This window comes from Amycolatopsis sp. NBC_00438 (genome assembly GCF_036026695.1).
In the GTDB taxonomy this organism is placed as follows: Bacteria; Actinomycetota; Actinomycetes; order Mycobacteriales; family Pseudonocardiaceae; genus Amycolatopsis.
Window position 1 is genome coordinate 5,992,116 of record NZ_CP107923.1, and the last position, 18,353, is coordinate 6,010,468.

The 18,353-nt window shown below is 71.6% G+C and carries 20 protein-coding genes; 3 read left to right on the forward strand and 17 right to left on the reverse strand.

The genetic code is table 11. The features are described from left to right. The first annotated feature begins 495 nt into the window (after positions 1-495). Positions 496-969: a M23 family metallopeptidase gene (locus tag OG494_RS26600; protein WP_328443227.1), complete on the forward strand. Its 474-nt coding sequence runs from the start codon at positions 496-498 to the stop codon at positions 967-969. Here the strand turns inward: OG494_RS26600 and OG494_RS26605 are convergent, their stop codons facing one another. From OG494_RS26605 to ffh, 17 genes are all read right to left on the reverse strand, one after another. Further along, entirely contained in the window at positions 970-1,818 is an 849-nt protein-coding gene (locus OG494_RS26605; protein WP_328443228.1) for a FliA/WhiG family RNA polymerase sigma factor, read from the reverse strand. A gap of 109 nt (positions 1,819-1,927) precedes the next feature. Then, complete coding sequence (locus OG494_RS26610) at positions 1,928-2,902, reverse strand: tyrosine recombinase XerC (protein WP_328459031.1); 975 nt, start codon at positions 2,900-2,902, stop codon at positions 1,928-1,930. 103 nt (positions 2,903-3,005) lie between these two features. Continuing rightward, entirely contained in the window at positions 3,006-4,133 is a 1,128-nt protein-coding gene (dprA, locus tag OG494_RS26615) for a DNA-processing protein DprA (RefSeq protein WP_328459032.1), read from the reverse strand. A 101-nt stretch (positions 4,134-4,234) separates the two neighbouring features. Then, positions 4,235-5,746, reverse strand: a complete 1,512-nt coding sequence (locus OG494_RS26620; RefSeq protein ID WP_328443229.1) for a YifB family Mg chelatase-like AAA ATPase — start codon at positions 5,744-5,746, stop codon at positions 4,235-4,237. Next, the gene (locus tag OG494_RS26625; protein ID WP_328443230.1) at positions 5,746-6,123 is read right to left on the reverse strand and encodes a YraN family protein; all 378 of its coding nucleotides are present in this window, start codon (positions 6,121-6,123) and stop codon (positions 5,746-5,748) included. The genes OG494_RS26620 and OG494_RS26625 overlap by 1 nt, the downstream gene beginning before the upstream one ends. 284 nt (positions 6,124-6,407) lie before the next feature. Beyond that, positions 6,408-6,731, reverse strand: a complete 324-nt coding sequence (locus tag OG494_RS26630) for a DUF2469 domain-containing protein (RefSeq protein ID WP_003096226.1) — start codon at positions 6,729-6,731, stop codon at positions 6,408-6,410. Beyond that, on the reverse strand, positions 6,728-7,570 hold the full coding sequence (locus OG494_RS26635) for a ribonuclease HII (protein WP_328459033.1): 843 nt from the start codon (positions 7,568-7,570) through the stop codon (positions 6,728-6,730). The genes OG494_RS26630 and OG494_RS26635 overlap by 4 nt, the downstream gene beginning before the upstream one ends. 90 nt (positions 7,571-7,660) lie before the next feature. Then, positions 7,661-8,599, reverse strand: a complete 939-nt coding sequence (gene lepB / locus OG494_RS26640; protein ID WP_328443231.1) for a signal peptidase I — start codon at positions 8,597-8,599, stop codon at positions 7,661-7,663. A gap of 31 nt (positions 8,600-8,630) precedes the next feature. Next, positions 8,631-8,999: a 50S ribosomal protein L19 gene (rplS, locus tag OG494_RS26645; protein ID WP_328443232.1), complete on the reverse strand. Its 369-nt coding sequence runs from the start codon at positions 8,997-8,999 to the stop codon at positions 8,631-8,633. 164 nt (positions 9,000-9,163) lie between these two features. Next, positions 9,164-9,910, reverse strand: a complete 747-nt coding sequence (gene trmD / locus OG494_RS26650) for a tRNA (guanosine(37)-N1)-methyltransferase TrmD (protein WP_328443233.1) — start codon at positions 9,908-9,910, stop codon at positions 9,164-9,166. Between the two features lies 1 nt (position 9,911). Next, positions 9,912-10,424: a ribosome maturation factor RimM gene (gene rimM / locus OG494_RS26655; protein WP_328443234.1), complete on the reverse strand. Its 513-nt coding sequence runs from the start codon at positions 10,422-10,424 to the stop codon at positions 9,912-9,914. A 22-nt stretch (positions 10,425-10,446) separates the two neighbouring features. Next, positions 10,447-10,686: an RNA-binding protein gene (locus OG494_RS26660; RefSeq protein ID WP_003103110.1), complete on the reverse strand. Its 240-nt coding sequence runs from the start codon at positions 10,684-10,686 to the stop codon at positions 10,447-10,449. Beyond that, positions 10,683-11,126, reverse strand: coding sequence for a 30S ribosomal protein S16 (gene rpsP / locus OG494_RS26665; protein WP_247062372.1), 444 nt, complete (start codon positions 11,124-11,126; stop codon positions 10,683-10,685). Before rpsP ends, OG494_RS26660 begins: the two co-directional genes overlap by 4 nt. Before the next feature lie 196 nt (positions 11,127-11,322). After that, positions 11,323-12,129: a CPBP family intramembrane glutamic endopeptidase gene (locus OG494_RS26670; protein WP_328443235.1), complete on the reverse strand. Its 807-nt coding sequence runs from the start codon at positions 12,127-12,129 to the stop codon at positions 11,323-11,325. Between the two features lie 100 nt (positions 12,130-12,229). Further along, positions 12,230-12,955, reverse strand: coding sequence for a CPBP family intramembrane glutamic endopeptidase (locus tag OG494_RS26675; protein WP_328443236.1), 726 nt, complete (start codon positions 12,953-12,955; stop codon positions 12,230-12,232). A 46-nt stretch (positions 12,956-13,001) separates the two neighbouring features. Continuing rightward, positions 13,002-14,078: an amidohydrolase family protein gene (locus OG494_RS26680; protein WP_328443237.1), complete on the reverse strand. Its 1,077-nt coding sequence runs from the start codon at positions 14,076-14,078 to the stop codon at positions 13,002-13,004. After that, the gene (gene ffh / locus OG494_RS26685) at positions 14,075-15,613 is read right to left on the reverse strand and encodes a signal recognition particle protein (protein WP_328443238.1); all 1,539 of its coding nucleotides are present in this window, start codon (positions 15,611-15,613) and stop codon (positions 14,075-14,077) included. Before ffh ends, OG494_RS26680 begins: the two co-directional genes overlap by 4 nt. Before the next feature lie 217 nt (positions 15,614-15,830). Between ffh and OG494_RS26690 the strand changes: the two genes are divergently transcribed. Continuing rightward, positions 15,831-17,621 carry an ABC transporter ATP-binding protein gene (locus OG494_RS26690; protein WP_328443239.1) on the forward strand — a complete coding sequence of 597 codons (1,791 nt, stop codon included), beginning with the start codon at positions 15,831-15,833 and terminating at the stop codon, positions 17,619-17,621. Positions 17,622-17,631: 10 nt separating this feature from the next. Next, positions 17,632-18,096: a MarR family winged helix-turn-helix transcriptional regulator gene (locus OG494_RS26695; RefSeq protein ID WP_328443240.1), complete on the forward strand. Its 465-nt coding sequence runs from the start codon at positions 17,632-17,634 to the stop codon at positions 18,094-18,096. Positions 18,097-18,353 lie beyond the last annotated feature (257 nt).

The window sequence follows — 18,353 nt, forward strand, 5'->3', positions numbered from 1 at the left end:
CTCACGGATGCTGCGGCCAACGCCCCGAAGACGACCCGCTCGGCCCTCGCAGGTGTTGCAGCCAACGCCCCGGAGTCGAGCCCCTCAGCTCTCGCAGATGCTGCAGCCAACGCCCCGGAGCCGAGCCCCTCAGCTTTCGCGGATACTGCGGCCAACGCGCCGGAGGCTAGCCGCTCGGCTCTCGCGGATGCTGCGGCGACCGTCCCGGCGGCCCGCCCAGTCTTCGCGGATGCCGCGACGCTCGTAGTGAGCGCGCCGGACACCCGCCTCCCGGCCGCGTGGGCATCCGCACCTGGGGCGACCAACCGGCCCTCGGCCGAGCCATGGCGTGCCGAGCAGGACACACCCACGCCGAAAGCCGTCGGCTCGGCCGACCCAGCGCGCGCCGCCGCGGCCGTCGCGGATCGGGGCGCTGTTCAGACATGGTCGCCAGCGCCGGCGCAACCTTGGGCAGCCGAGTGGGAATCACCCGGCCCGGTGAGCTCGCCGTGGCCCATGTCCGGGCAGGCTCTCCCCGCGGCGGCCGATCCGTGGGCCGTGCCTCAGCCGCGGCTGTCTTGGCCACTGTCACCCGATCCGGTGATTACCCAGTACTTCGACGCGCCGGAAACGCCTTACGGTCCCGGCCACCGCGGGGTCGATCTGGCGGCTGTGCCCGGGCAGGAGGTCTTGGCGGCCGACGCCGGTGTGGTCGTGTTCGCCGGGCTCGTGGCCGGCAGGCCGGTGATTTCTGTGGATCACGATGGTGGGCTGCGTACCACCTACGAGCCCGTCGCAGCGAAGGTGGCCGCCGGTGACCAGGTGTTTCGCGGGCAGGTGCTCGGCACCGTCCTCGCCGGGCACCCCGGCTGCGCGATCGCCGCCTGTCTCCACTGGGGCGTGCGCCGGGGTGACGAGTACGTCGATCCCCTGTCGCTGACCGGCGAGGTGGGCGAGTACCGGCTCAAGCCGTGGGGAGGGGATCCGTGATCAGCTGCCGGTCTGCTCGACCAGCTTGGCGCGCAGCCGCATGACGGCGCGGGTGTGCAGCTGGCTGACCCGCGACTCGGTGACGCCGAGGACCTTCCCGATCTCGGCGAGGGTCAGGCTCTCGAAGTAGTAGAGGCTGACCACGATCTTGTCGCGCTCGGACAGCTGACCGATCGCCTGCGCCAGCTGACGCCGGTTGTCCTGGTCGACGAGGACCGCGACCGGGTCGACCGCGTCGTCGTCGGGGATGGTGTCGACCAGGGATCCGCTGTCCTTGCCCGCGGCCACCAGGTCCTCCAGCGCGACGACGCTGGTGAGCTGCAGCTGGCCGTAGAAGTCGCGCAGGTCGTCGAGGCCGATGCCGAGTTCGGTGGCCAGCTCCGCGTCGGTCGGGGTGCGGTGCAGGCGGGCTCCCAGGCGCTCCATCGCGCGCTCGGCTTCCTTCGCCTTGCTCCGGACCGCGCGCGGGACCCAGTCCTGCGAGCGGAGGTCGTCGAGGATCGCGCCGCGGATGCGCTGCATCGCGTAGGTCTCGAACCGCAGGCCGCGTTCGGGGTCGAACTTCTCGATCGCGTCGACGAGCCCGAAGATGCCGGACTGCACGAGGTCACCGACGTCGACGTGGGTGGGCAGACCGGTGCCGACCCGGCCCGCGACGTACTTGACCAGCGGCGCGTAGTGCAGCACGAGCCGATCGCGCGACGCCTGGTCCGGGCTGTCGGCGAACTGCTGCCACAGCGCCGCGATGCCGGCGTCGACGTCGTAGGCGGCCCGGGATTCCGCGGGCACGACGGCGTCACCGCGAGTGTTCACTCCGGTGGCGTCGGTGACGTGCGGTCCTGCGGTCATTGCACCGCCGTTCTCGGCATGCGGCTCAGTGTCGTCTCCGTGCTCGTGCGGATGCGCGTGCGCCGCCGGGCCCGCTGGTGACGACCCCGGCGAGGCTCCCCGGGGCGCTTCAAGCCCTGGGATGCGCTCGGTCATGGATCGCTTTCAACCGGTCGACGGTCACATGAGTGTAGAGCTGCGTCGTGGCAAGCGTAGCGTGACCAAGCAGTTCCTGAACGCTCCTGAGATCGGCACCCCCTTCCAGCAGATGCGTCGCCGCCGAATGACGCAGTCCGTGCGGGCCCATGTCCTGCGCTCCGGGCACCGCCGCGACGGCGTCGTGGACCACGCGGCGGACCGCCCGCGGGTCGACGCGTTTCCCCCGGACACCGAGGAAAAGTGCGGGCTCGACGCCCCCACCGGCGCTTTCGCCGACGATCTTCGGGCGCCCCTCCTCGATCCAGTCGCCCAGCGCCTCGGCCGCGGGGACGCCGAACGGGACCACCCGCTCCTTGCTGCCCTTGCCGAGCACGGTCACGACACGCCGTGGGAAATCGGCGCCGCCGAGGTCCAGGCCGCACAACTCGGACACCCGGATGCCCGTGGCGTAGAGCAGCTCGACGATCGCGCGATCACGCAGGGCGATCGGATCACGTTCCGCCGCGCCGGCCGCCGACGCCCGCATGACCTCTCCCGCCTGACCGGCCCGCAGCACCCCCGGCAGGGTGCGGTGCGCCCGCGGCGCGGCGAGCCGGCCTCCGGGGTCGATGGCCAGGACCTCCGTCCGGTGGGCCCAGGCCGTGAACGTCCGGGCCGAGGCCGCCCGCCGGGCGAGCGTGGTGCGGCCGGCGCCGCCGGTCTGCTGCGCCGCGAGCCACGCCCGCAGCCGGGCGAGGTCAAGATCCGCCAGCCCGCCGCCGGCCTCGACGACGAACCCCAGGAGCGACACCGCGTCACCGACGTACGCGCGGACGGTGTGCGCGGAGAGGCCCCGTTCGAGCCCGAGATGCCGTTCGTAACCGGTGACCACGGCCTGGACCGGCTCGGGCAAGGTGGCCCGGAGCCCGCGCAGGTCCGGCCGGCGGGATCGGGATGGCGGCGGCATGGATGTCACGCTGCGCGAACATCCGCCGCCGGTCAAGGATCGCCACGCGGACCCACCGGTCCGGCCGAACATATTCGACGATTTCGCCGGGAATCCGTGGTGCTCACGCGCTTTCCCTCCGCCGTCGCCAGCCCGCCTCGCCGCGGACGGCGAATCCGTCGATCTCCAATTCCGGCAGCAAGGCCCGCACGGTCCGCAGCGGAACACCGGACTCGGCCGCGATCTCGGTGTCTGACCGGTCCGCGCGCACGGCGAGCGCCTCGTACGCGCGCAGGGCGTCCGGGCCCAGCCGGTCGGTGCGGCGCTTCGGCCGGGCCGCGACACCGGCTTCCACGACACCGAAGCGGCCCACGGTCTCGAGGATTTCGTCGACCGTCGTGACCAGCGTGGCCCGGGCGTCCCGGATCAGCTCGTGGCAGCCGACCGACATGGCCGACGAGATCGGCCCCGGCAAGGCCATCACCACCTTGCCCAGTGCCCCGGCGGTGCTCGCGGTGTTGCGGGCGCCGCTGCGCCGTCCGGCTTCGACCACCAGGGTTCCTTCGGTGAGGGCGGCGATGAGCCGGTTGCGGACCAGGAACCGGTGCCGCGCCGGCGGGGTGCCGGGCGGGTACTCGCTGATCACCGCGCCGCCACTGCGGGCGATGCGGTCGAGCAGCGCGACGTGCCCCGCGGGATAGCCGGCGTCGAGAGAGCAGCCCAGCACCGCGACGGTGACCCCGGCCGCGGCGAGCGTGGCGTGGTGGGCCACGCCGTCGATGCCGTAGGCCGCCCCGGAAAAGACCGGCACCCCGCGCGTGGCGAGCCCGTGGCACAGCTCAGCGGCGTAGTGCTTGCCGTAATTGGTCGCGGCCCGCGCGCCGACCACGGCCACGGCACGATCGGCCGCGGTGCCGAGCGGGATGTCCCCGGTGACCCAGAGAGCCAGTGGTGGCACGGCATCCGTGACACCGCGCTGGGCGGCGAGATCGAGGGAGAGCAGTGGCCAGGCCGGCCATTCGTCGTCCTCGGGCACGACCAGCCGGGCCCCGGCGGCCGCGGCCCGCTCGAAGTCCTGGTCGACGAGGTCGTACGACCGCCGTGCTTCGGTGGCCTTCAGCACCTGGGCCGGACAGTCACCCCGCCGCACGCGAGCGGCGGCCTCCACCGGCCCGTGGTGGGCGACGAAGGCCACCACCGCTGGGGCCGGTGGCTCGGCGACCCGCAGCAGGTAGGCGCGGGCTCGGCGCAGTTCGTCAGGGCCTTCACCGGGCGTGGCCGCGGAGCCGGCCGGTTCGGCGCCGGGCTGGGACTCACCGGGCAGACGTCCGGCGGGCGCGCATTCATGAGTGCTCACGCCGCGACCCGCTCTCGGAAGGCCAAGGCCGCACCGACTTGTTCGGGGCCGGGGCGGGACTCGGCGTCCAGGTCGGCCAGGGTCCAGGCGATGCGGAGACAGCGGTCCGCGCCCCGGCCGCTCAGGATTCCCCGGTCCATGGCCCGGTCCAGGAGGACCGTCGACTCCGGCGGCAGGGCGAACTCGCGCCGCAAAGCCGGCCCGGGGACCTCCGAGTTCGACCGCCAGCCGTGGTCGTGCCAGCGGTGGGCCGCGCGGGCGCGGGCTTCCAGTACTCGGGCGCGGACCGTTTCCGAGGACTCCGCCGTGCCCGTGTCGTGCGCGCTGATCGCGCTCAGCGGACGCAAGGCGACCCGGAGGTCCACCCGATCCAGCAACGGGCCCGACAGGCGGCCGAGGTAGCGGCGGCGGGCCGTCGGGGAACAGACGCAGTCCGCGTCCTTCGGCGGCGCGCACGCGCACGGATTCGACGCCAGCACCAGCTGGAACCGCGCGGGGTAGGTGATCGAGCCCTTGACGCGGGCGATGCGGACTTCGCCCTCCTCCAGGACCGTCCGCAGGGATTCCAGGCGCTGGCCGCCGAACTCGCAGACCTCGTCGAGGAACAGCACGCCGCGGTGGGCGCGGCTGATCGCGCCGGGCGACGCGAGCCCGCTGCCGCCGCCGATCATGGCCGCCACCGTGATCGAGTGGTGGGGCGCGACGAACGGCGGCACCGTGACCAGCGGCGAGGACTTCGACAGCGAACCGTCGACCGAATGGACCGCGGTGACTTCCAGCGACTCGTCTGGCGACAACGGCGGAAGCAGGCCGGGCAGCCGCTTCGCCAGCATCGTCTTGCCCACACCCGGCGGCCCGGTGAGCAGGAGGTGGTGCCCGCCCGCCGCGGCGACCTCCAGGGCCCAGCGCGCCTCCGGCTGGCCGACGACGTCGGCGAGGTCCGGGACCTGCGGTGGCGCCGCCGGGGCGGGTGGTTCCGGGGAGACCAGGACGGTTTCGCCCTTCAGCCAGCCCACCAGATCACGCAGGTGGGTCGCGCCCGCGACCTCGATGCCGTCGACCAGGGCCGCTTCGACGAGGGAATCCGCCGGGACGACGGCTCGCTCGTAGCCGGCCGCACGGGCCGCCAGCAGGCCCGGGAGAACGCCGCGGATCGCGCGGACCCGGCCGTCCAGGGCGAGTTCGCCCAGCAGGACGGTGCCGAGCAAGCGCGTCGCCGGGACGGCGCCCGTGGCCGCGAGCACGGCCACCGCGATCCCGAGGTCGTAGGCCGAGCCGACCTTGGGCAGGTTCGCCGGGGACAGGCCGAGCGTCACCTTGCCGTCGGGCCAGGGCTGCCCGGAGTTGCGCACGGCGGAGCGGACGCGGTCCTTCGCCTCGCGCAGACCGGCGTCCGGCAGCCCGACGAGGGTGACGCGGCTCAGGCCGCCGCCGAGGTCGGCCTCGATCTCGATGACACGGCCGTCGATGCCCAGCAGGGCGACCGACCAGGACTTGGCGATCGGCATCAGAACGCCGCCTCGAGATGCCGCAGGCGCGGACGGGTACCGGCTTCGGCGAGGATCGTGACGACGTCGTAGCGGACGGGACACCAGCCGATGCGGAACTCGCGCAGCCAGCGTTGCGCCGCGCGGCGGACCCTGCCGGCCTTCTCCTCGGTGACGGTCTCCGAGGGCAGACCGAACTCGGTGCCGGAGCGGGTCTTGACTTCGCAGAAGACGACCCGGGTGCGGTCGGTGAGGACGAGGTCGAGCTCGCCCTCCCGGCAGCGCCAGTTGCGGGCGAGCAGGACCAGGCCGCGGTCCTGCAGGTGCCGGGCGGCCAGGTCCTCGCCCCAGGTGCCGAACTCGCGGCGGTGTCTCGCGAGCTGATCGTTGCCCGTCATCGTGTTTCGCCCCCCTCGCCGCGCCGCGACGGTCACCGAGGAGGTCCCGGTGATCACGGTGCGTGCGTGATCGACGTTGCCAGGGTGCGTGGCGGGGAGACCAGCCCCGGATCGCCGGGTTGTGGACAACCGGGGGGATGTGGACAACCGCGCCGCCCGGAGACGGCTCGGGCCGGAAATGTCGGTGCGGCGTGCTAAGGGCCCCGACTACGACCAGACCCGGAGACGACAAAACCGGCGAAACCGCGCCTGGTAGCGCGGTTTCGCCGGTTACGACGGGACGTTCAGCCCGAGAACGGGCCGTCCTCGGGAAGCCGGAGGTCCGGCTTGTCGAGCTCCTCGACGTTGACGTCCTTGAAGGTGATCACTCGCACGTGCTTGACGAACCTGGCGGGGCGGTACATGTCCCAGACCCACGCGTCGGACATGCGGACCTCGAAGTACACCTCGCCGCCGCCGTCGCGGACCTGGACGTCCACCGCGTTGGCCAGGTAGAACCGCCGCTCGGTCTCCACCACGTACGAAAACTGGCCGACGATGTCGCGGTACTCGCGGTACAGCGAGAGCTCCATCTCGGTCTCGTACTTCTCGAGATCCTCTGCGCTCATGAAATCCGCGCCCCTCCTCGGGATCGTGCTCCTGCTCCGCCGGCGGAGCGTTCATTGTGACCTACGCCGGCGCTCGGGGCATGCAACGGCAGGCTGAGTTGCGGGTCCAAAGCTTCGTCGAGGACGGCGGCCAGGCGCGCGCCGGCGTCCTTTTCCATGGCTTTCTCCAAGGCCGCGTAGGTCAGGACGACCGGGCGCTCGGGACGCATCCCGTGCGCGATCGCCGCCGTGGCGACGTTCGTGTACGACCACCGGTGGACGTCGCTGGGCCCGTGTTCGCGCAGCGCCGCCAGGTGGTCGGACGTGCTGTAACCCTTGTGCACATCGAAACCGTAGTGCGGCAGGTCGTCGTGGTGCCCGGCCATGATGCGGTCCCGGGTCACCTTCGCCAGCACCGACGCGGCCGCGATGCAGGCCACCGTCCGGTCGCCTTTGATCACCGCGGCGTTCGGCGCGGTGAGGCCCGGGACGCGGAACCCGTCGGTGAGGATGTAGCCCGGCGACACGCGCAACGCCGCCGCGGCGCGGCGCATGCCTTCGAGGTTCATCACCCGGATGCCGTAGAGGTCGACCTCGGCGGTCGGGATGACGATCACCGAGTAGTCGACGGCCCGGGCGAGGACCAGGTCGTAGACCCGGTCCCGCGCCTTGGCCGTCATCAGTTTGGAGTCCGTCAGCTCGGTGAGCTTCGCCGCGTCGCCCTGTTTGAGCACGCAGGCCGCGACCACCAGGGGCCCCGCGCACGCGCCGGCTCCGGCTTCGTCCACACCGGCGACCGGGCCGAGGCCACGGCGGTCGAGTGCGCCCTGCAGACCCCAGAAGAGGTCGCCGCGCACCACGGCCCGCGGCGGCCGGATCGGCTCGGCCGCGGTGAGGGGAACGGGAAGTGTCAAGGCTGCATCACCCGTCTGCCGGCACGGTCCGGGTGGCTAGCTTTTCCGCCCGGCCGTCCGGCGCAGTCCGGACTTGAGCTTGCGCCCGAGGAACAACGCCGGCCAGGCCGCCGCGACCCCGGCGCCGAGCGGGAGACCGCTCTGCCACGCCGGCGCGCCGAGCGCCACCGGCTGGGCCGATTCCTGCGGGTTGTGGTCGGTGATACCGCCCCACCGGCCCGGCGGCAGGACGATGATCCGCGCCTTGCCGATGATGTTGTCCACCGGGACCGCGCCGTTCACGCCGCCGCCGCCCTGGAACCGCGAGTCGTCGGAGTTGTTGCGGTTGTCGCCCATGACCCAGACCATGCCCGCCGGAACCTTGACGGGCTCGAAGGTCTTCTCGTTCTGGTTGGACGGGTCTTCCCAGTGGACGTACGGCTCGTCGAGCGCCTTGCCGTCCACGATCACGCGGCCCTGCGGGTCGCAGCACTGGACGGTCTGGCCGCCGACCGCGATCACCCGCTTGACGAAGTCGCGCTCGTCCGGCGGGGCGAACCCGACCAGCGAGCCGAGGCCGCGGAGACCGCGGACCACGATGTTGCTCGACTCCTGCGGCGGGATCTCGTTATTGATCCACGCCTGCGGGCCCTTGAACACGACCACGTCGCCCGGACCGGGCTCGGTGAAGTCGTAGGTGACCCGGTCGACGAGGATCCGGTCACCGGTGCATCCGGGGCACCCGTGGAGAGTGGCCTCCATCGATCCCGAGGGGATCATGAAGACCTTCGCCAGGAATGTCTGGATCAGGATCGTGAGCACCAGGGCGATCACGAGCAGGATCGGCAGTTCCTTCCAGAACGACCGTTTCTTGGCGGGCTTGGCTCGCCTGCGGCGGGCGCCCCCGCGCTCCTCGGAACGGGACAGCCGGGGCTGTTCCTCCTCGGAGCGATCGGGGTCATCCTGAGAAGCGTTCTGGGACACGGGTTCGACCACGTCGTCAGGCTACCGGTAACCGGGTTGTGACTCAGTTAGCCGAGGCCGTCTCGCGGTTCTCGCGGCGCTCCTTGATCTTGGCCTTCTTGCCGCGCAGGTCGCGCAGGTAGTACAGCTTCGCGCGCCGCACGTCGCCGCGCTTGTGGACCTCGACCTCGGCCACGTTCGGCGAGTGCACCGGGAAGGTGCGCTCGACGCCGACACCGAAGGAGACCTTGCGAACGGTGAAGGTCTCCCGGATGCCCGCGCCCTGACGGCGGATCACGACGCCCTGGAAGACCTGGTTGCGCTCACGGTTGCCCTCGATGACGCGGACGTGCACCTTGAGCGTGTCGCCCGGGCGGAAGGCCGGGATGTCGGAACGCAGCGACTGCTTGTCCAGCGCGTCCAGGGTGTTCATCGGTGGTCCGTCCTCGTCTTCGTATGGCTTGCGTACACATCCCCGGGCGCGCAACTGTCAAGCTGCGGGCGACCCAGGGGGCTGAGGCGAGCTGGTGGACGAGCAGGTCCACTCACGCCAACCTGTCAAGTATTACAGACGCGGCCACGAGTCGGACAACCGGCCTACGCCTGCTCGGGATCCAAGCCCTCCAGGACCCCGCGATCGTGCTTGCCGAGGCTGCCTTCCGGCAGCGCGGCGAGAAGATCGGGGCGGCGGCGAGCGGTGCGCTCCAGGGCCTGGTCACGCCGCCAGCGGTCGATCAGGGCGTGGTTCCCGGACCGCAGCACGTCGGGCACGGCCAGCTCCCGCCACACCTCGGGCCGGGTGTAGCTGGGCCCTTCGAGCAGGCCGTCGGAGAACGAGTCCTCGGCGGCCGAGCGGACGTTGCCGAGCACCCCGGGCAGCAGCCGGACGACGGCCTCGACCATGACGAGCACCGCCGCTTCGCCGCCGACCAGGACGTAGTCGCCGATCGACACCTCGTCGACCGGCATCCGGCGGGCGGCGTCGTCGACGACGCGCTGATCGATGCCCTCGTAGCGGCCGCACGCGAAGACCAGGTGCTTCTCCTCGGCGTACGCGTGCGCGAGCTCCTGGGTGAACGGCCGGCCTGCCGGCGTCGGCACGACCAGCCGGGTCTCCGGACGGCAGACGTCGTCCAGCGCCGGACCCCAGATCTGCGGCTTCATGACCATGCCGGGGCCGCCGCCGTACGGCGCGTCGTCGACCGCGCGGTGGACGTCGTGGGTCCATTCGCGCAGGTCGTGCACGCCGACCTCGATGAGGCCGCGGTCGATGGCCCGGCCCAGCAGCGCCGCGCGCAGCGGGTCGAGGTATTCGGGGAAGATCGTGACGACGTCGATCCGCATCTCAGGCGTCCAGCAGCCCTTCCGGCGGGTCGAGCACGACCCGGCCGCCGGCGATGTCCACGGTCGGGACGATCGCCAGGACGAACGGCACCAGCACCTCGCGGCCGTCGACGTCCAGTTCCAGCAGCTCGCCCGCGGGCGAGTGGACGACCTCGACGACCGTGCCGACGGGCGTGCCGTCGAGCAGCTCGGCCCGCAGGCCGGCCAGCTCGTGGTCGTAGAACTCGTCGGGGTCGCCGGTCGGCGGCAGCGCGTCGGTGTCGACGAGCAGGAGCGCGCCCCGCAGCGTTTCGGCGACGTCGCGGGTCAGGACCTCCTCGAAACGCACCAGCAGCCGCCCGCTGTGTTCGCGGGCGGCTGCGATGGTGAGTTCCCTTTTGCTGCCGTCGCGCAGCTTCGTCGTGACGGCCGCACCGACCTTGAACCGCTCTTCCGGCGAATCCGTGCGCACGTCCACCGCGAGTTCCCCGCGGATTCCGTGTGCCTTGGCGATGCGGCCTGCTACGACGTCCATCCGACCGTTCTCCGTGCCCGGATCAGCGGTCGGTGTCGACGACGTCCACGCGGACGCCGCGGCCACCGATGCCGCCCATGACGGTGCGCAAGGCGGTCGCGGTGCGTCCGCCCCGGCCGATCACCTTGCCGAGGTCGTCGGGGTGCACGTGCACCTCGAGCGTGCGGCCACGACGTGTGGTCAGCAGCTCGACCCGGACCTCGTCCGGGTTGTCGACGATCCCGCGCACCAGGTGCTCGAGGGAATCAGCCAGAAAGCTCACTCGGCCTTCTCACCCTCGGTGGCTTCGGCCTTCTCGGCCTCGGCCTTCTTGGGGGCCGACTTCTTCTTCGGCGTGGTGGCCTCGGTGGTGGGCTCCTCGCCCGCCGCGGCCAGGGCCGCGTTGAACAGGTCCTGCTTGGACGGCTTCGGCTCGGCCACCTTCAGGGTGCCCTCGGCGCCCGGCAGGCCCTTGAACTTCTGCCAGTCACCGGTGATCTCGAGGAGACGCTGGACCGGCTCGGTCGGCAGCGCGCCGACACCCAGCCAGTACTGGGCGCGCTCGGAGACGACCTCGATGAGGCTCGGCTCCTCCTTCGGGTGGTACTTGCCGATCGTCTCGATGGCCTTGCCATCCCGGCGGGTGCGCGCGTCGGCGACGATGATGCGGTAGTACGGCGCACGGATCTTGCCGAGGCGCTGCAGCTTGATCTTGACGGCCACGGGTGTGGGTACTCCTCAAATCTCTCTGGTGCTGGGGTGGGCGCACGCGGTCCGAGTGGGGACACGGACGCGGGCACCCGAAGGTCACAGCTTTCGCGCGGTGAGAGGGTCCGGCGGAAGCAGGCAGTGCACCATTCTGCCAGATGGGGTCCGAGGCCCGTGAAAGCGGCCCTGGAAGAAGCCCCTCGAAGCGGCTTCAGAAAGAGGCGACCCCGAGTGCGCCGAGCAGGATGGTGAGCGCCGGCAGGAAGTTGTTCACCTGGTGCGCGACGATGCTCGCCGGCAGCCGACCGGTGACGAGCCGCGCCAGCCCGATCGGCACCGCGATGACCAGCAGCAACGTGGTCCGCAACGGCTCGAGGTGACTGGCCGCGAACACCGCCGTGCACAGCAGGAACGCGGCGAAGCGGCCCCAGCGCTCGCTGCGCCACTGCAGCCGCTCGGCGGCGCCCCAGAGCAGGCCGCGGTAGATGATCTCTTCGCAGATCGGGCCGAGCAGCCAGAGGTAGACGAACATCACGACCGCCGCCGACACCGACATCCGGCGATCCTCGACGAGCGCGCTGATCGCGGACGTCGCGTTGGCGTCGCCGACCAGCTGCGTCCAGAGGTACGCGGCGACGGTCGTGAAGACGAGGCCGATGCAGCCGTACTTGAACCCGACCCGCACGTCCGACCAGCGCCACTGCAGCCGCAGGTCGGCGAAGGGCCCGTTGCCGCGCACGTAGGTGACCAGCACCGCGACGCCGGCGGCGATCATCGTCGGCAGCATGGTGCCCAGCAGCACGACGCGGATCGGCAGCGGACCGGGGCCGGTGTCACCGACCAGCACGGACACGAACGCGGCCGACGCGAGCAGCACGACCTCGACGAGCAGGAACGCCCCGAAGCCCCAGCGGTGAGTGGGCGCAGGCTCCAGGAACGCCGCGGCGGCGGGCTCCGGCGGGTCTTCGGGGGGCGGCAGCGCGTCCGGAAGGGGTTCCCGAGGCTGGGAAGTGGTCACGCCTGCCCTCCGCGGTCGCTCGGCTCCTGCCCCGAGCCTAGCGGCCGGAATGTGATCGCACAGTATCCGTCCAACTACTGTCCACGATCTTCGCAAGCCCTCAGTGCGCGACGAACAGGAGCACGGCGGGCGGCAGGTTGTTGGCCGCGTGCGCGATCACACCGGCGCTCACCCGGCCGGACAGGTGCCGGGCCAGCCCGATCGCGATGCCCTGGCCGAACAGCGCGATCGTGCGGGTCGGCTCGCCGTGCAGCTGGGCGAACACGAGCGCGGTGAGCACGAGCACCGCCCAGGACGGGATCCGGTGGAACGACAGCGCCTTCCAGAGCGTGCCGCGGACCAGCAGCTCCTCGGTGAGCGGCGCGCCGGCGATGACGATCACCGCGGCCAGCACGAGCCAGACCGTGTCGCCGTCGAAGGTGTCGGCGAGGTCGGTGAGCGGGCTGTCGGAGACGTCGTCGGCGCCGTAGACCGCGATCAGGACCAGGTTGAGCAGGTAGCCGACGACCAGCGCGAGCGCGCCGCAGGCGAGGCCGATCCGGACGTCGCGCCAGGTCGGCGTGAGCCCGAAGTCGGTGCGCAGCCCGTGCCCCCAGAGCCAGGAGCCGACGGCCGGGCCGAGACCGAGCAGCAGGTTGGGCACGAAGGCCAGCAGCAGGAGCGGGCCGATGTCACGCAGCTCGAGCGGGTCGAATCCGCCGACGTTGCGGTTGACCCCCGCGGCGATGGCGAGGTTGATCAGGTAGTAGCCGGCGATCCCGGCGAAGAACGCCACGAAACACCAGTGCGCCCCCAGTACGCGCCGTGCGCCGTCGTCGTCCGTCACGCGCCCAACGCTAAAGTGCCGGTCCCGCAAGGAAAACAGCGGGGGTCTACCCGTAGACGACGCCGCCGAGCACGATGTGCGCCGGATGCCGCAGGACGCCGAGGTCGTCACGCGGGTCGCTCGGGTAGACGAGCAGGTCGGCGGGCGCGCCGTCGGTGATGCCGGGATGACCGAGCCAGTCGCGGGCGGCCCAGGACCCGCTCGCGAGGGCCTGTTCCCGGGTCATGCCCGCGCGGTGGAGGGCTTCGATCTCGTCGACGAGCCGGCCGTGCTCGACGAGGCCGCCGGCGTCGCTCCCGGCGAAGACGCGCACCCCCGCTTCGATCGCCGTGGCGACCATCTCGCCGACACCGGCGTGCAGGGCGCGCATGTGGGCCGCGTAGGCCGGGTACTTGCCCGCCTTGTCCGCGATGCCCGGGAAGTTCTCGATGTTGATCAGGGTGGGCACCAGCGCGACGTCGCCAGCCGCCAGCTCCGCGAGCTGGCCGGCGCTCAGGCCGGTGCCGTGCTCCAGGCAGTCGATGCCGGCCGCGATCAGTCCGGGCAGCGCGGCTTCGCCGAACACGTGCGCGGTGACGCGGGCGCCGTGGTCGTGCGCGACCTTCACGGCTTCGGCCAGGACGTCGTCCGGCCACAGCGGCGCGAGGTCACCCTCGCCGCGGTCGATCCAGTCCCCCACCAGCTTGACCCAGCCGTCGCCGTCCTTCGCCTGCTCGGCGACGGCGGCGGGCAGCTGCGACGGGTCGTCCAGCTCGATGCCGAGACCCGGGATGTAGCGCTTCGTCAGGGCGAGGTGCTGCCCGGCGCGGATGATCGTCGGCAGGTCGGCGCGCCGCTGCAGCGGCCGGACGTCGATCGGCAGGCCGCAGTCGCGGATCAGCAGCGTGCCCGCGTCGCGGTCGGTGAGCGCCTGCTCGGCCGCCTCGTCGAGCGAGACGGGCCCGTGGACGCCGATGCCGGGGTGGCAGTGCGCGTCGACCAGCCCGGGCAGCAGGAAGACGTCACGGCCCAGCGTCTCGGCGCCGGGCACCGGCTCGAACGAGATCCGGCCGCCGGTGATCCAGAGTTCCCCGGACTCGCCGCCGGGCAGGATCACCCCGGCGGCGTGGAGCGCGGTGCTCAATTGTCCTTGGGGTTCTTCGGCAGCTTGAACTTCGACGGGTCGAAGCCGGGGGCGTCGTTCAGGCCGCCGAGCTTGGACAGGTCGGGCATCCCGCCGGGCATCTGACCGCCCGGGGGCAGCATCGGCATACCGCCGGGGAAGCCGCCGCGGACCTTGGGCTGCGTCGGGCCGCGACCCTTCTTGCCCTTCTTGCCCTTGCGCGACTTGGAGCCGCCGCCCCCGCCGCCGAAGCCGAACCGGCCGGCCATCTGGGCCATCATCTTGCGGGCCTCGAAGAACCGGTTCACCAGGTCGTTGACCTCGCGGACGGAGACGCCGGAGCCGTTGGCGATGCGCAGCCGGCGCGAGCCGTTGATCATCTTCGGGTCGTCGCGCTCGGCCGGGGTCATGCCGCGGATGATCGCCTGCAGCTTGTCCAGGTGCTTGTCGTCGACCTGGGCGAGCTGGTCCTTCATCTGGCCGGCGCCGGGCAGCATGCCCAGCAGGTTGCCGATCGGGCCCATCTTGCGGACCGCGAGCATCTGCTCGAGGAAGTCCTCCAGCGTCAGCTGGCCGCTGGAGAGCTTCGCGGCGGCCTTCTCGGCCTGGTCCTGGTCGAAGGCCTGCTCGGCCTGCTCGATCAGGGTCAGCATGTCGCCCATGCCGAGGATCCGCGACGCCATCCGGTCCGGGTGGAAGGTGTCGAAGTCCTCGAGCTTCTCGCCGTTGGAGGCGAAGAGGATCGGCTGGCCGGTGACCTCGCGGACGGACAGTGCGGCACCACCGCGGGCGTCACCGTCGAGCTTGGTGAGCACGACGCCGGAGAAGCCGACGCCGTCGCGGAAGGCCTCGGCCGTGGTGACGGCGTCCTGGCCGATCATCGCGTCGACGACGAACAGGGTCTCGTCCGGCTGCACGGCGTCGCGGATGTCCGCGGCCTGCTTCATCAGCTCCTCGTCGACACCGAGGCGGCCCGCGGTGTCGACGACGACGACGTCGTACTGCGCGTGCTTCGCCTCGGCGATGGCGCGGCGGGCGACGTCGACCGGGTCGCCGACGCCGTTGCCGGGCTCGGGCGCGAAGGTCGTGACACCGGCGCGCTCGCCGACCACCTGCAGCTGGGTGACGGCGTTGGGGCGCTGGAGGTCACAGGCGACGAGCAGCGGCGCGTGGCCCTGCTTCTTCAGCCACAGCGCGAGCTTGCCGGCCAGCGTCGTCTTGCCGGCGCCCTGGAGGCCGGCGAGCATGATCACCGTGGGCGGGGTCTTCGCCAGGTTGAGCCGCCGGGTCTCGCCGCCGAGGATCCCGACGAGCTCCTCGTTGACGATCTTGACGACCTGCTGCGCGGGGTTGAGCGCCTGGGAGACCTCGGCGCCCTTCGCCCGTTCCTTGATCTTCGCGATGAAGGTCTTGACCACGCCGAGGGCGACGTCGGCCTCCAGCAGCGCGATGCGGATCTCGCGCGCGGTGGCGTCGATGTCGGCGTCGGACAGCCGGCCCTTGCGCGTGAGCGTCTGAAGGGCGGCGGTGAGCCGATCGGACAGGGTGTCGAACACGGGTGTGCACGCTCCAGCTGGGTCGAGAGTGGCGCGCCGGACCGGGCCGGCCTCTCCAGGGTAGTCGCTGCGGCTTCCCGGCCTCGCGGGTACGCGAAAGTCGCGCGCACAGTTAGTACACATAGGTGTACCAACTTGCGCGCGAGAACTTCTTAAATTCGGCTTTAAATTCCGAAATTTACTGGTGAGCCCGACCAGATTCAGTAAACATATGCGTATGACTTCCGCGACCAGAGCCCGTCCGTCGCTCGCCGAACCGACGTCCGACACCGACGAACCGGTCCCGCTGCGGCGGATCGCCGGCCTGTTCCGCCCGCACCGCGGCCCCCTCGCCGCGCTGTTCGCGCTGATCGTCCTGCAGGCCGGGCTCGGCGTCGTCTCGCCGTTCCTCTTGCGCGAGATCCTCGACGACGCCCTCCCGCACCGGGACACGCTGCTGATCAGCGCCCTGGCGGCGGGGATGATCGTCTGCGCGGTCGGCAGCGGCTCGCTCGGCGTCGCGACCACCGGGCTGTCCAACACCATCGGCCAGCGCGTGATGAACGAGCTGCGCGTGTCGGTCTACGGCCACCTGCAGCGGATGTCGCTCGGCTTCTTCACCCGGACGAAGAGCGGCGAAGTGCTCTCGCGGGTCTTCAACGACATCGGCGGCGTCGACAACGTCATCACCACGACCGCCGGGTCCGTGGTGCAGAACGCCACGACGACGATCGCCATCACGGTGGCGCTGATCGTGCTCGACTGGCAGCTCGCCCTGCTGTCGCTGATCGTCGTCCCGCTGTTCCTGCTGTTCACGCTACGGCTGGGCAAGCGGCGGCGGACGCTGGCCCGCGGCCGGACCCGGCGGATGGCGCGGCTGACCACGATGGTCGAGGAGTCCCTCTCGGTCACCGGCGTGCTGCTCGCGAAGACGATGGGCAACGAGCGGGAGATGCGTGAGCGCTTCGGCGCCGAGTCGCGGGAGATCGCGTCGCTGGAGCGGGCCGCCGCGCTGGCCGGACGCTGGCAGATCGCGTCCCGGGCGATGAGCCTGACGGTGATCCCGGCCCTGGTCTACTGGATCGCCGGGCTGGCGCTCGCGAACGGCGCGTCACCGATCTCGCTGGGCACGGTCGTGGCGTTCACCAGCATGCTCAACCGGCTGGTCACCCCGGCCAGCGCGATGCAGACGATCGGGCAGAACGTGGCGACGTCGAAGGCCCTCTTCGGCCGGATCTTCGAGGTGCTCGACCTGCGGGTGGAGATCAGCGACAAGCCGGACGCGGGCCCGCTTTCCGTGCGCCGCGGCGACGTCTCGATGCGCGGTGTCTCCTTCCGCTACGACGAGAGCGGATCGCTCACGCTCGAGGACATCGACCTCGACGTCCCGGCGGGGACGACCACGGCGCTCGTCGGCTCGACCGGCTCGGGCAAGACGACGCTCGCGTACCTCGTGGCGCGGCTCTACGAGGTGACGTCCGGTTCGGTGGAGATCGACGGCACCGATGTCCGCGACGTCACCCTGGCGTCGCTGGCCGCGGGCGTCGGGATGGTGTCGCAGGAGACCTACCTGTTCCACGACACCGTGCGGGAGAACCTGCGCTTCGCGAAGCCGGACGCGACCGACGACGAGATCGAGGCGGCCGCGAAGGCCGCGCACATCCACGACACGCTCGCCGGGCTGCCCGAGGGCTACGACACGGTCGTCGGCCAGCGCGGCTACCGCTTCTCCGGCGGCGAGAAGCAGCGGATGGCGATCGCGCGGATCCTGCTGCGCAACCCGCCGGTGCTGATCCTCGACGAGGCGACCAGCGCGCTCGACAACCGCACGGAGCGGTCGGTGCAGGCCGAGCTGGACCGCCTCGCCGCGGGGCGCACGACGCTGACGATCGCGCACCGGCTGTCCACAGTGGAGCACGCGGACCAGATCGTCGTGCTGCACGAAGGCCGGATCGTCGAACGCGGGACGCACGAAGAGCTGCTGGCGCTCGACGGGCGTTATGCCCGGCTGGTGCGCGGAACCGCCTAATGTGAGGCCCATGCAGCCCGATTCCGACGTCGCTTCGCCGGTCAGCGCGGACCCCGAGCTGGCCGAACTCGCGCGGCAGGTGCGCGAAGGCGTCGGGCGGCTGAACTGGCGGATGCGCGCCGAATCCGACCCGAGCGGCCCGGGCCCGGCGGTTTTGGCGGTGCTGAGCCGGCTCTACCGGGCGGGCACGCACACGCCGTCGGAACTGGCCGCGGCGGAACGGCTGCAGCCGCAGTCGCTGACCCGCATCCTCGCCTGGGTGACCGGACGCGAACTGGTGACGCGCACCCCCGACCCCGACGACGGCCGGCGGTCGCTGATCCGCATCACCCCGGCCGGGCTGGCGGTGCTGCGGGAGTACAGCGTCCAGCGGGAACGCTGGCTGGCGACGGCTTTGGATTCGACGCTGTCGCCGACCGAGCGGCAATTGCTGAAGCTCGCGTCGGAGCTGCTGACGCGGGTGGCGGACGCCTGAAGGCTGCCGCGGAGACCCTCGCTCCTCCGCGGCAGCCATCAAGACTCCCCTCGATCACCCCGCCTCCCCGCGGCGTGACGCGGGTTCCGGGAACGGACCGCTCCTCCGTCGGCCCGCCCCGGAACCCCGGTGTCTGGACGGCACACCTCCCCAGGGGCCGTCCTGACCCCCTCACCAGCGGTTCCGGCATCCGCTGGCACGACGAAGTCTGCCGCGCACCGGCGGCCACCAGCAGTGGGAGAACCCTCAATTACCCG

Excerpts from the sequence above, each read along its gene's own strand:
- OG494_RS26605 (WP_328443228.1), bottom strand. The coding sequence starts at position 1,818 with ATGACCGCAGGACCGCACGTCACCGACGCCACCGGAGTGAACACTCGC.
- OG494_RS26630 (WP_003096226.1), bottom strand. The coding sequence starts at position 6,731 with ATGAGCGCAGAGGATCTCGAGAAGTACGAGACCGAGATGGAGCTCTCG.
- OG494_RS26600 (WP_328443227.1), top strand. The coding sequence starts at position 496 with ATGTCCGGGCAGGCTCTCCCCGCGGCGGCCGATCCGTGGGCCGTGCCT.
- trmD (WP_328443233.1), bottom strand. The coding sequence starts at position 9,910 with ATGCGGATCGACGTCGTCACGATCTTCCCCGAATACCTCGACCCGCTG.
- rimM (WP_328443234.1), bottom strand. The coding sequence starts at position 10,424 with ATGGACGTCGTAGCAGGCCGCATCGCCAAGGCACACGGAATCCGCGGG.
- OG494_RS26625 (WP_328443230.1), bottom strand. The coding sequence starts at position 6,123 with ATGACGGGCAACGATCAGCTCGCGAGACACCGCCGCGAGTTCGGCACC.
- OG494_RS26610 (WP_328459031.1), bottom strand. The coding sequence starts at position 2,902 with ATGCCGCCGCCATCCCGATCCCGCCGGCCGGACCTGCGCGGGCTCCGG.
- OG494_RS26695 (WP_328443240.1), top strand. The coding sequence starts at position 17,632 with ATGCAGCCCGATTCCGACGTCGCTTCGCCGGTCAGCGCGGACCCCGAG.
- OG494_RS26690 (WP_328443239.1), top strand. The coding sequence starts at position 15,831 with ATGACTTCCGCGACCAGAGCCCGTCCGTCGCTCGCCGAACCGACGTCC.
- rplS (WP_328443232.1), bottom strand. The coding sequence starts at position 8,999 with ATGAACACCCTGGACGCGCTGGACAAGCAGTCGCTGCGTTCCGACATC.
- OG494_RS26620 (WP_328443229.1), bottom strand. The coding sequence starts at position 5,746 with ATGCCGATCGCCAAGTCCTGGTCGGTCGCCCTGCTGGGCATCGACGGC.